The 11,805-nt window shown below is 71.2% G+C and carries 10 protein-coding genes; 3 read left to right on the forward strand and 7 right to left on the reverse strand.

Features of this window, described 5'->3' with window-relative positions; translation table 11 throughout:
- The first annotated feature begins 617 nt into the window (after positions 1 to 617).
- Positions 618 to 1,754: a glycosyltransferase family 4 protein gene (locus tag R0146_RS01210; RefSeq protein ID WP_317691051.1), complete on the forward strand. Its 1,137-nt coding sequence runs from the start codon at positions 618 to 620 to the stop codon at positions 1,752 to 1,754.
- 4 nt (positions 1,755 to 1,758) lie between these two features.
- Here the strand turns inward: R0146_RS01210 and alr are convergent, their stop codons facing one another.
- From alr to glmS, 4 genes are all read right to left on the reverse strand, one after another.
- The gene (gene alr, locus R0146_RS01215) at positions 1,759 to 2,922 is read right to left on the reverse strand and encodes an alanine racemase (RefSeq protein WP_317691052.1); all 1,164 of its coding nucleotides are present in this window, start codon (positions 2,920 to 2,922) and stop codon (positions 1,759 to 1,761) included.
- 82 nt (positions 2,923 to 3,004) lie between these two features.
- Positions 3,005 to 4,432 (reverse strand): bifunctional ADP-dependent NAD(P)H-hydrate dehydratase/NAD(P)H-hydrate epimerase, encoded by a 1,428-nt coding sequence (locus R0146_RS01220; RefSeq protein WP_317691053.1) that lies wholly within the window; start codon positions 4,430 to 4,432, stop codon positions 3,005 to 3,007.
- Between the two features lie 52 nt (positions 4,433 to 4,484).
- Complete coding sequence (locus tag R0146_RS01225; protein WP_317691054.1) at positions 4,485 to 4,844, reverse strand: holo-ACP synthase; 360 nt, start codon at positions 4,842 to 4,844, stop codon at positions 4,485 to 4,487.
- An 11-nt stretch (positions 4,845 to 4,855) separates the two neighbouring features.
- Entirely contained in the window at positions 4,856 to 6,700 is a 1,845-nt protein-coding gene (glmS, locus tag R0146_RS01230) for a glutamine--fructose-6-phosphate transaminase (isomerizing) (protein ID WP_317691055.1), read from the reverse strand.
- 93 nt (positions 6,701 to 6,793) lie between these two features.
- Here glmS and coaA point away from each other — a divergent pair, with 93 nt between their 5' ends.
- On the forward strand, positions 6,794 to 7,777 hold the full coding sequence (gene coaA / locus R0146_RS01235) for a type I pantothenate kinase (protein ID WP_317691056.1): 984 nt from the start codon (positions 6,794 to 6,796) through the stop codon (positions 7,775 to 7,777).
- Positions 7,778 to 7,791: 14 nt separating this feature from the next.
- Here the strand turns inward: coaA and glmM are convergent, their stop codons facing one another.
- From glmM to rplM, 3 genes are read right to left on the reverse strand one after another with little or no spacing between them, the layout of a single operon-like run.
- Positions 7,792 to 9,165, reverse strand: a complete 1,374-nt coding sequence (glmM, locus tag R0146_RS01240) for a phosphoglucosamine mutase (RefSeq protein WP_317691057.1) — start codon at positions 9,163 to 9,165, stop codon at positions 7,792 to 7,794.
- A gap of 25 nt (positions 9,166 to 9,190) precedes the next feature.
- Complete coding sequence (gene rpsI / locus R0146_RS01245; RefSeq protein WP_317691058.1) at positions 9,191 to 9,715, reverse strand: 30S ribosomal protein S9; 525 nt, start codon at positions 9,713 to 9,715, stop codon at positions 9,191 to 9,193.
- A 26-nt stretch (positions 9,716 to 9,741) separates the two neighbouring features.
- Positions 9,742 to 10,185 (reverse strand): 50S ribosomal protein L13, encoded by a 444-nt coding sequence (gene rplM, locus R0146_RS01250; protein ID WP_317691059.1) that lies wholly within the window; start codon positions 10,183 to 10,185, stop codon positions 9,742 to 9,744.
- Between the two features lie 295 nt (positions 10,186 to 10,480).
- On the opposite strand from rplM, the gene R0146_RS01255 reads away from it, so the two are divergent.
- Positions 10,481 to 11,764, forward strand: a complete 1,284-nt coding sequence (locus tag R0146_RS01255; protein ID WP_317691060.1) for a citrate synthase — start codon at positions 10,481 to 10,483, stop codon at positions 11,762 to 11,764.
- The last annotated feature ends 41 nt before the right edge of the window (positions 11,765 to 11,805 follow it).

Below are 11,805 nucleotides of genomic sequence, written 5' to 3' on the forward strand. Positions count from 1 at the left end.
GGCGCTGCACCGCCGGATGGTTCATGCTACATCGCACACCAGCATCGTCACGAATCGGTGTGGCACTACCGCCGTGGCCGCTGCGCACGGCAGCGATGGCCGCCGTATGGCCGATCCTGCGGGCGCTGCCGTTGACCGGGCAAGCGAGGTGGGGACGGACACGGATACGGCGCGAACCGGCACATGGGGCGGCCCGGCGGGGGGCCGGCTCTGACCATTCGCGAGAACCCCGACCATTCCCGGCTTCCCCGACGTCAGCCATCCACCCCGACCCTATTCGGCCGTGGAGCGTCGGGGTTCCTGGTGAGCATCGGGGATCCTGGTGAGCATCGGGGATCCTGGTGAGCATCGGGGATCCTGGCGAGCATCGGGGTTCCCGGGAACCATCGGGGTTCGACTGACAGGCGCCGGCAAGGCACATCCCCACCTCCGCCCCGTACGCCGACCGCCCTGCGGAACACCCCCGCGACACCCCGCCTGTGACGGCTCTTACACTGACGGAGGAGTACACGCCGTTCGCCAGGTCGTCACCCGACGTTGGGCGACACGTCGACGTACGTCACCGTCCGTCCATCTGGTGATCGCAGACTGGTCGGAGGTCTAGGAAAGGGCAACACGTGCGGGTCGCGATCTTCACGGAATCGTTCCTCCCCGCCATCAACGGAGTGACTCACTCCGTGATGCGGGTGCTGGAGTACCTCCGCGACGAGGGTCACCAGGCCATGGTCATCGCCCCGGCGAGCGGGGGCCGCGAGCCGTCGGAGTACGCGGGCTTCCCCGTCATCCCGGTGGCTGCGGTCGGACTGCCCGGCTACCACGACGTCCGTGTCTCGGGCACCACCCAGCTGCGGCTGGAGCGCCTGCTCGAGGACTTCCACCCTGATGTGCTGCACCTCGCCGCCCCCATCGCCCTCGGCCACCGGGCGGCGCTGGCCGCGAACTGGCTCGGCATCCCGGTGGTCGCGATCTACCAGACCGACGTCCCCTCGTACGCCGCCCGCTACGGGTTCGCCGGGGCCGAGACCCTGCTCTGGTGGCGGGTCCGACAGATCCATTCCCAGGCCACGATGACGCTGGCCCCCTCCACGGCGTCACGTACGCAGCTGTTGCAGCACCACATCCCGCGGGTCGGGCTGTGGGGGCGCGGGGTGGACTCCGTACGGTTCGATCCGGCCAAGCGGGACGAGACCTGGCGCCGCCGGGTCGCGCCCGACGGCGAGCGGATCATCGGCTGCGTCGGCCGGCTGGCGCCGGAGAAGCAGATCGGCGACCTGGCGGCACTGGCCGATCTGCCGGACACCAAGCTGGTCGTCGTCGGCAACGGCCCGCTGCGCGACAGCCTGGAGTCCTTCCTGCCGACCGCCCATTTCACCGGCCAGCTCACCGGCGAGGACCTGCCGCGGGTGATGGCGAGCATGGACCTCTTCGTCCACCCCGGGGAGCTGGAGACCTTCGGCCAGTCGATCCAGGAAGCGATGGCCTCCGGCCTGCCGGTGATCGCGCCGGCCAAGGGCGGCCCGATCGATCTGGTGAACTCCTCGCGCACCGGCTGGCTCTACGCACCCGGCGACCTCGCCTCGATGCGCCGCCACGTCCGTGACCTGCTCGGCGACGACCGCAAGCGCGCCGCGTTCTCCACCGAGGCACGGCTGTCGGTGCTGGACCGCACCTGGGGCCGGCTGTGCGACGACCTGATGGGGCACTACCGGGAAGCGATCGCCGAGTCGCGGTCGCGCCACCGGCTCACCGCCTGAGCGCTCAGCCGCGCAGCACCCGCGGCACCCGCCCGCCGATCCGGGTGACGATCTCGTAGCCGATGGTGCCGCACCACCGTGCCCAGTCCGAGGCGGTCGGCACCACACCGGCGGGACCGGGCGCACCGAACAGCACCACCTCGTCACCGATCCGCTCCGGGGCGTCCGGTCCGAGGTCGACGACGATCTGGTCCATGCAGACGCTGCCCCGCTGGTGCACCCGCCGGCCTCCGCTCGCCAGCTCCAGCCGGCCCGCCCCATGGCGCGGGATGCCGTCGGCGTAGCCGAGCGGCACCAGCCCGAGCTCCGCGCCGCCCTCCGGGGCGGTCCAGTGGTAGCCGTACGACACGCCGGTGCCGGCCGGGATGTGCTTGCGGTTCACCAGCCGGGCCCGCAGCGTCATCACCGGGGTCAGCGCCACGCCCGCATCGGCAGCGAGGGTGCCGTCCGCCGGATCGAGTCCGTAGCCGGCGATGCCGAGCCGGACCAGTTCGTAGCGGCTTCCCGGGATGCTCAGCGCCGCGGCGGACGCGGCGATGTGCCGGATCGGGATCTGCAGCCCGCCGGCCCGGGCGTCCTCGACCGCCCGGTCGAAGACCTCCAGCTGGGCGGCGTTGCCCGGGTGTCCCACCTCGTCGGCGCAGGCGAAGTGCGACCACACCGCGACGACCTCGACCTCCCCGCGCTCCTCCGCCGCGCGGGCCGCGGCAACGAGCTCGCCCCACTGCTCGGGGCGGCAGCCGTTGCGGGACAGGCCGGTGTCGATCTTCAGGTGGATCCGGGCCGTACGACCCGCGGCACCCGCCGCGCGCTCCACCGTCGCGACCTGTTCGGGGCTCTGCACCGACACGTCGACGTCCGCGGCGACCAACGGCGTCGGGTCCTCGTCCGAGCCGTACAGCCAGCAGAACACCCGCCCGGTGTCGCCGGCGGCGCGCAGCGCGAGGGCCTCCGACGGGACGGCCACCCCCAGCCAGGTCGCCCCGGCCTGCCGGGCCGCGGCGGCACAGGGCAGCATCCCGTGACCGTACGCGTCCGCTTTGACCACCATCATCACCTCGGCCGGCGCGACGACCGCACCGACGGCGGCGAGGTTGGCCCGCAGGGCATCGAGGTCGATCAGGGCGCTGGCGGTCTGGGGGTCGATGGTGGGCCCGGCGGAAGTCATGTCGGTCATTCTGCCCCGGCTTCCGCGGTCCGAGCGTCAGCGGTCGGTCAGCAGACCTTCGAAGACACTCCGCCCGACGGTGTCAGCGATCGGTCAGCAGACGCTGCAGCGTCACCCCGAACCGCTCGGCCAGCGCATGCGGCGGCAGCGGCGGCTCGGCGGCAGCGGTGAGCGCCTGCAACGAGGCTCCGCAGACCGCGGCCCGCGCCGCCGGCAGGCCCGCGGCGAGCAGCGCGCCGCAGACCCCGGACAACGTGTCACCGGAGCCCGCCTGGGCGGTCCACCCGGGCCCGGGGACCGCCACCTCGACCGTACGCTCCCCCGGCGTCGCGACGTACTGGGTGGCGCCCTTCAGCAGCACCGTCGCCCCCCACCGGTCGGCGGCCCGGTGCACGTGGCCCAGCGGGTCGGCCTCCACCTCGGCCCGGGTGACGCCGAGCAGGCGGGCGAGTTCGCCGGCGTGCGGCGTGAGCAGGTGCTCCGGCGCCAGGGTCACCTCGGGCACGTGCCGCAGGCCGTCGGCGTCGATCAGCACCGGCACGTGATCGGCCAGGACGTCGGCCAGCCGCGCGGTCCCGTCGGGGCGGTCGCCCCAGCCGGAACCGACCACCCAGGCCTGGACCCGCCCCGGTGCGGTGACCACCGAAGGGATCGCCGCCAGGGTCGCCCGGGCCACTTCCGTGGCCCCGAGCGCGCGGATCATCCCGGTGCCGGCGTACGCAGCACCGTACGCCACCAGCACCCCGGCACCCGGGTAGGTGGCCGAGCCGGCGTCCACGCCGAGCACGCCGCGGGAGTACTTGTCGGAGCGGACCGTCGGGACCGGCCAAGCGGCGGCCACGTCGACCGCGTCCCACCGCCGCAGCATCGGCACCCCGGCATCGCCGAGCGCGGCCCAGTGCAGCCCGATGTCGACCACCTCGAGCTCGCCACAGCGTTCGGCGGCCGGCTGCATCACCTGGCAGGCCTTGGCACTGCCGAAGGTCACCGTCCGCTCGGCGCGGAAGGACGGGTGGGCCGGCGCGCCGTCGGCGGCCAGACCGGACGGCAGGTCGACGCTGGTCACCGGGGTGCCGGACCGCTCGGCGGCCTCCGCCAGGTGCAGCACGTCGTCCGGTAGGCCGGGGTGGCCGCCGATGCCGAACACACCGTCGACGATCCGGTCGACCCGGTCCATCAGGGCCAGTGCCGAGGCGTGGTCGACCGGGGTCGCGCCGTTCTCGAGGCAGGCGGCCCAGCCGGCCCGGTGCACCCGGTCGGGCAGCACCGCGTGCACCCAGACCCGTACGCCCCGCCCGGCCAGCCGCATGCCCGCCCACAGGGCGTCACCGCCGTTGTCACCGGGGCCGGCGAGGATGAGCACCTTCGTGCCGTCGGTGTGCCCCAGGTCGCACAGCAGGCTGGTCGCCAGGGCATCCGAGGCGCGCTGCATCAGCTCGCCGTCCTCGGTGCGGGCGAACGCCTCCTGCTCGGCGGCACGGATCGACTCGACGGAGTGGACGAGCAACACGATGACCTCCTACCGGGTGCAGGCTCCTCCGAGCTTCGGCCGGTGCAGCCCGCTACCTGTCATCCTCGCAGACGACGAAGGCCGTCGCGATGCCCCCGTCGTGGGACATCGACAGGTGGATCCGGACGATGCCCAGCCGGGTCTGCAGGTCGGCGATGGTGCCGGTGGTGACGAAGTACGGCTGCCCCTCCGGGGTCTTGCGCACCTCGCAGTCGCGCCAGACCAGGCCGCCCGGCGAGCCCAGGGCCTTGGCGAACGCCTCCTTGGCGGCGAACCGGCCGGCCAGCGAGGCCGGCCGGTGGTGCGCCTCCTCCGGGGAGAAGAGGCGTGCCACCAGCCCGGGCGTACGCAGCAGCATCTCCTCGAAACGGGAGATCTCGCAGACGTCGACGCCGATCCCGACGATCGCCACCGAGCGGTCCCCTACTCGACGGTGACCGACTTGGCCAGGTTGCGCGGCTGGTCCACGTCGTGGCCGAGCACGGTCGCCAGTTCGCAGGCGAACAACTGCAGCGGGATGACGGCGACGAGCGGCTGCAGGATGGTGGACACCTTGGGCAGTCGGATCACCGTGCTGGCGAACTCGTCGACCATGGTGTCGTCCTGTTCGGCCAGGGCGATCGGACGGGCACCGCGGGCGCGGATCTCCTGGATGTTGGAGATCACCTTGTCGTGCAACTGGTCACGGCCACGCGGCGGGACGACCACGAAGACCGGCATGCCGGGCTCGATGATGGCGATCGGGCCGTGCTTCAGTTCACCGGCCGCGAAGCCCTCGGCGTGCAGGTAGGCGATCTCCTTCAGCTTCAGCGCCCCCTCCAGTGCCACCGGGTAGCCGACGTGGCGGCCGAGGAAGAGCACCGACGGCTGGTCGACCAGCCGGGCGGCCAGGTCGAGGACCGGGGCGGCGTTGTCGAGGACCTGCTGCATCAGCGGCGGCAGCCCCTCCAGCTCCTTGGTCACCGCGGCGATCTCGTCGCCGTACATGGTGCCCTTGACCTGGGCGAGGTAGAGGCCGAGCAGGTAGCAGGCGGCCAGCTGGGTGGTGAAGCCCTTGGTGGAGGCGACACCGATCTCCGGGCCGGCATGGGTGTAGATCACCGCGTCGGACTCCCGCGGGATGGTGGAGCCGTTGGTGTTGCAGATGGCCAGCACCCGGGCGTGCTGCTCGCGCGCGTGCCGGATGGCCATCAGCGTGTCGGCGGTCTCGCCGGACTGGGAGATCGCCACCACCAGCGTGGAGGAGCCGACGATCGGGTCGCGGTAACGGAACTCGGAGGCCAGCTCGACCTCACAGGGGATCCGCACCCAGTGCTCGATGGCGTACTTGGCGACCATTCCGGCGTAGAACGAGGTGCCGGCGGCGATGATGATGATCTTCTGGACCTGGCGCAGCGCCTCCTCGGTGAGCCGGACCTCGTCGAGGGTCAGCGCACCGTCCTCGGTGTGGCGGCCGAGCAGGGTGTCGGCCACCGCCTGCGGCTGCTCGAAGATCTCCTTGCGCATGAACCAGTCGTAGCCGCCCTTCTCCGCGGCCGACAGGTCCCAGTCGACGTGGAAGCGCTTGGCCTCGGCGGGCTGCCCGGCGAAGTCGCTGACCTGTACGCCGTCGGCGGTGATCTCGACGACCGAGTCCTGACCGAGCTCCAACGCCTCACGGGTGTGCTCGATGAACGCGGCGACGTCGGAGGCGAGGAAGTTCTCCCCCTCGCCCAGGCCGACCACCAGCGGGGAGTTGCGCCGAGCGGCGACGACCCGGCCCGGGGCCTGGGCGTCGACGGCGACCAGGGTGAACGCGCCCTGCAGCCGGTTGACCACGGTGAGCAGGGCGGTCCGCAGGTCGGCGCCCTTGGCGATCTCGACGCCGAGCAGCTGGGCGGCGACCTCGGTGTCGGTCTCGGAACGGAAGGTGATGCCCTCGGCGGTCAGCTCGGCGCGCAGTTCGGCGAAGTTCTCGATGATGCCGTTGTGGACGACGGCGACCCGGCCGTCCTGGGACAGGTGCGGGTGGGCGTTGCCGTCGGTCGGGGCGCCGTGGGTGGCCCACCGGGTGTGGCCGATGCCGGTGCCCGACGCGGGCATCGGGCTGTCCTCCAGCGCCATCTCGAGGTTCGCCAGCTTGCCGGCCCTCTTCTCGGCGGCGATCCTTCCCTCGGCCACGACGGCCACGCCGGCCGAATCGTAGCCACGGTACTCGAGGCGGCGGAGCCCCTCGACCACGACCTCACGGGCGCTGCGCGGCCCGACGTACCCAACGATTCCACACATGGCAGACAGACTAGCGGCCGATCCGACCGCCCCCGGGCGCCCGCGGCACGGCCGTCGTGTCCCGGCTCACCCGGACACGGCAGAATGGCGCCCATGCCAGAAGCGACGCAGCCACCGGGCGACACCGCACCGGACCTGGGCGAGGCCGGCGGACCGTACGTCCACCGCAGCCGCGCCGACTGGGCCGAACTCGCCAATGCGCTGCCGTCGCCGCTGAGCGAGGAGACCCTGGACCGACTGCGCGGTCTGGGCGATCCCACCTCGATGCGCGACGTGATGGAGGTCTACCAGCCGCTGACCCGGCTGCTCAGCCTGCACTTCCGGCACCGCGGCAACCTCTACCGGTCGACCAACACCTTCCTGCGGCTGGACGTCAAGCGCACCCCGTTCGTGATCGGGATCGCCGGGTCGGTCGCCGTCGGCAAGTCGACCACCGCCCGACTGCTCACCGAGCTGCTGCGGAACTGGCCCGACCACCCGAACGTCGAGCTGGTCACCACCGACGGCTTCCTGCACCCCAACGAAGAGCTCAAGCGGCGCGGCATCATGCACCGTAAGGGCTTCCCCGAGTCGTACGACCGCCGGGCGCTGCTGCGCTTCGTGATGGACGTGAAGTCGGGGCGCCCCGAGGTGACCGCCCCGGTCTACTCGCACCTGTCGTACGACATCGTGCCGGGTGAGCGGCTGGTGGTCCGCCAGCCCGACATCGTCGTCGTCGAGGGCCTGAACGTGCTGCAGCCGGCCCGGGTGCACGCGGACGGATCGACCGGGCTGACGCTGAGCGACTTCTTCGACTTCTCGGTGTACGTCGACGCGGCGCCGGAGGACATCCGCCGCTGGTACCTGGAGCGGTTCATGTCGCTGCGGGAGACCGCGTTCCGTGACCCGCGCTCCTACTTCCGGCGGTATGCCGAGATGAGTCTGGAGGGCGCGATGCGCCAGGCGGCGAACATCTGGGACACCATCAACGGCCCGAACCTCGCGCTCAACATCCGCCCCACCCGCGGTCGGGCGACGGCGATCCTCCGCAAGGGCGCCAACCACGAGGTCAAGTGGGTGCGGATCCGCAAGATCTGACGCCGGCTGCCGTCCTAGCGAGCGGTGCTGCGCAGCGTCAGCCGCTCACCGACCACGGAGGCCAGCCCCTCGGCGACGGCCCGGGATCGGTCGGCGTCCTCGCACTCGACCATCACCCGGACCACTTGCTCGGTGCCGGACGGGCGCAGCAGCACCCGGCCGCGCGCCCCGAGAGCCGCGTTGGCCGCCGCGACCGCGGCGAGCACCTCCGGGTCGGTCGCCGCTCGGTGCTTGTCGACGTCGGGGACGTTGATCAGCACCTGCGGGATCCGGTGGACCACCGACGCCAGCTCGGCCAGCGGTGCGCCGGCATCGGCCATCACCGCCATCAGCATCAGCGCGGTGAGGGTGCCGTCCCCGGTGGTCGCCAGGTCGCGCAGGATGACGTGCCCGGACTGTTCCCCACCGAGGCTGTACCCGCCGGCGCGCATCGCGCGCAGCACATGCCGGTCGCCGACATCGGTGCGGACCACGTCGATGCCGTGAGCGGTGAGCGCGTGGTCGAGCCCGATGTTGCTCATCGTGGTGGCCACCACGGCGTCGTTGCGGAGCAGACCGCGTTCCTGCAGCGCCAGGGCGAGGATCGCGATGATCTGGTCGCCGTCGACGATGTCGCCGTCGGCGGCCGCGGCGATCGCCCGGTCGCCGTCACCGTCGAGCGCGATGCCGAGATCGGCGCCGTGCTCGAGGACGGCACGTTGCAGCTCGGCCGGGTGGGTGGAACCGCACCGGTCGTTGATGTTGGTGCCGTCGGGCTTGCCGTTGATCACCACGACCTCGGCGCCCAGCTCGCGGAAGGCGGCCGGCGCGGTGCGGTGGGCCGCCCCGTTGGCGAGGTCGAGGACGACCTTCAGGCCGACCAGCGAGATGGCGTCCTGGGTGGCTGAGCGGAGGGTGGCGACGAGGTGCTGGGTGTAGTCGTCGACCAGCTGCGGGGCGTCGGAGACCCGCCCGACGGACGCCCCCATCGGACGCTGCCACGAGTCGAGCATCCCCGCCTCGATGGCGTCCTCCTGGGCGTCATCGAGCTTCCAGCCACCGCTGCGAAAGAACTTCAGGCCGTTCTCCGGCATCGGGTTGTGGCTGGCGGTGAGCATGATCCCGAGGTCGGCGTCGGTCTCCCGGACCAGCCGGGCCAGGCCGGGGGTCGGGGTGATGCCGACCCGTACGACGTCGGTGCCGGTGCTGGCCAGCCCGGCGACGACGGCGCACTCGAGGAACTCGCCGCTGATCCGCGGATCGCGGCCGACCAGCGCCTTGGGTCGGCGATGGCCCACGCCCTCACCGAGGACGTGGGCCGCCGCCACTGCCAGATCGAGCGCCAGCTCCGCTGTAAGGTCCTGGTTCGCGCGACCGCGAACACCGTCCGAACCGAAGAGACGACCCATGTGAGTCACCCCCGAGGGGGCCTGATCAGCGCTTCGAGTACTGCGGAGCCTTGCGGGCCTTCTTCAGGCCGGCCTTCTTGCGCTCCACCGCACGGGCGTCGCGGGTCAGCATGCCGGCCTTCTTCAGGCTCGGGCGGCTGGCCTCGGCATCGACGGCGTTCAGCGCGCGGGCCACGCCCAGGCGCATCGCGCCGGCCTGGCCGGACGGACCGCCACCGTGCACGCGGGCGATGACGTCGTACGCGCCCTCGACACCGGCGACCACGAAGGGCTCATTGACCAGCTGCTGGTGGATCTTGCTCGGGAAGTAGTCCTCAAGGGCCCGCCCGTTGAGGGACCACTGGCCGGTGCCCGGAACGATCCGGACGCGGGCGACGGCCTCCTTGCGGCGGCCGGTGGCCATGCCGGGGGCGATGATGGCCTGGCGCTCACCGGGAGCGGCGGCACCGGCCGCCTGGCCCTCGGAACGGTAGGCGATCTCGCGGTCACCTTCGGTGAAGGAGGCGAACTCCTCGCTGCTCTCGGTGGTCTCTGCGACGTTTTCAGACACTTGGTTGATCCTCGGCAATCAGTGGGTCACTGGGCGATCTGGACGATCTCGTACGGCTGCGGGTTCTGCGCCGCATGCGGGTGCTCGGGGCCGCCGTAGACCTTGAGCTTGCCCATCAGCTTGCGGCTCAGACGGTTCTTGGGGAGCATGCCCCAGACCGCCAGTTCCACGGCGCGGCGCGGGTCCTTCTGGAGGAGCTCGCCGTACGCCACGGCCTTCAGGCCGCCCGGCTCACCGCTGTGCCGGTAGGCCATCTTGTCGGTGGCCTTCTTGCCGGTCAGCCGGATCTTGGAAGCGTTCACGACCACGACGAAGTCACCGCCGTCGATGTGCGGGGCGAAGGTCGCCTTGTGCTTTCCGCGCAGCAGGGTCGCGGCGGTCACGGCGAGGCGGCCGAGGGTCACACCCTCGGCATCAATGACATGCCAATGGCGCTCGATCTCGCCGGGCTTCGGGCTGTACGTAGACACGGTCGGGGACCACTTCCACTAGGTAGTTATACGTTCTCTTACGCAGTGCGACCGGGAAATCCGCGGCCGCAACCCCCGGTCTCCGGGGCGTCGGGCTCGCCGGCATGCGTCGCCAAGCGCAACATCGGAATAGGTTACCGTCGCCGGGCGCTCGGGTCAAAACAGCCGACCGGCCACCGCTGCGGCAGGCGACCGTCACGGTCCCTTTCTCTATCACCCGTCATACCACACGCCGTGACGAAGCGTACGCCCACCCGACCCCGGAACGGACCCTTCCGGCCCCTATCGTGCCGTCATGGGAGAGACGCTGACCATCCGCGACAATCGCACCGGCGAGACGTACGAGCTCCCGGTCTCCGAGGGGACCGTCCGGGCGAAGGATCTGTTCCAGATCCACGACGCCCAGGGCCGAGGCCTGGTGTCCTTCGATCCAGGCATGTTCAACACCGCCACCTGCCACTCCTCGGTCGCCTACATCCACGGCGACAAGGGCATCCTCGACTACCGCGGCTATCCGATCGAGGAGCTCGCCGAGCGGTGCAGCTACCTCGAGGTGGCCTACCTGCTCGCCTACGGTGAGCTACCCACCAGCGACCAGTTGGCCCAGTGGGAGTACGACATCAACCACCACATGTTCATCCCGGAGAACGTCAAGAAGCTCATCGACGCGTTCCCGTACGACGCGCACCCGATGGCGAAGCTGATGTCGGCGGTGAGCTCGCTGCACGCCTTCTACCCCGAGTCCCGCGAGGCCGACCTGCACCTCAGCCCGCACCTGCAGATCCGCCGACTGATCGCCAAGATGCCGACCTTGGCGGCCTTCTCCTACCGGCACTCCGCCGGCCTGCCGTTCGTCTACCCGCGTGACGACATCTCCTACGTGGAGAACTTCATGCGGATGCTGTTCATGATGGGCGAGCGCGACTACCGCCCCGACCCCCGGCTCGTCCGCGCGCTGGAGGTGCTGTTCGTCCTGCACGCCGACCACGAGCAGAACTGCTCCACCACCACCGTCCGTACGGTCGCCTCCTCCGGCAACGGCCCCTACACCTGTGTGTCGGCCGGGATCGGCGCACTGTTCGGCCCGCTGCACGGCGGGGCGAACGAGGCGGTGCTGCGGATGCTGCGCGAGATCGGCGATGTGGCCAACGTCCCGGAATTCATCGCCGGGGTGAAGTCGGGCGGCGCCCGGTTGATGGGCTTCGGCCACCGCGTCTACAAGAATTACGACCCGCGGGCGCGGATCATCAAATCCACCGCCCACGACGTCTTCGAGGTGACGGGTGTCAACCCGCTGCTGCAGATCGCCCTGGAACTGGAGCGGATCGCGCTGGAGGACGACTACTTCGTCACCCGGCGCCTCTACCCCAACGTCGACTTCTACTCAGGGCTGATCTACGAGGCGCTCGGCTTCGCGCCGGAGATGTTCACCGTGCTCTTCGCCATCCCGCGCACCGCCGGCTGGCTCGCCCAATGGCTGGAGGGCGCCAACGACCCGGAGCAGAAGATCGTCCGGCCCAAGCAGATCTACACCGGCGCGCCCCGCCGCCACTTCGTCCCGATCGACCAGCGCTGCTGATGTCGGTGCGCGCCGACCTCGACGCGCACCGCCGACCGGCG

The sequence above is a fragment of the Raineyella sp. LH-20 genome (genome assembly GCF_033110965.1).
GTDB lineage: Bacteria > Actinomycetota > Actinomycetes > Propionibacteriales > Propionibacteriaceae > Raineyella.

What these genes read in the sequence shown, in the direction of transcription:
- glmM (WP_317691057.1), bottom strand. Translation starts at nt 9,165, where the DNA reads ATGGGTCGTCTCTTCGGTTCGGACGGTGTTCGCGGTCGCGCGAACCAG.
- glmS (WP_317691055.1), bottom strand. Translation starts at nt 6,700, where the DNA reads ATGTGTGGAATCGTTGGGTACGTCGGGCCGCGCAGCGCCCGTGAGGTC.
- coaA (WP_317691056.1), top strand. Translation starts at nt 6,794, where the DNA reads ATGCCAGAAGCGACGCAGCCACCGGGCGACACCGCACCGGACCTGGGC.
- alr (WP_317691052.1), bottom strand. Translation starts at nt 2,922, where the DNA reads ATGACTTCCGCCGGGCCCACCATCGACCCCCAGACCGCCAGCGCCCTG.
- R0146_RS01255 (WP_317691060.1), top strand. Translation starts at nt 10,481, where the DNA reads ATGGGAGAGACGCTGACCATCCGCGACAATCGCACCGGCGAGACGTAC.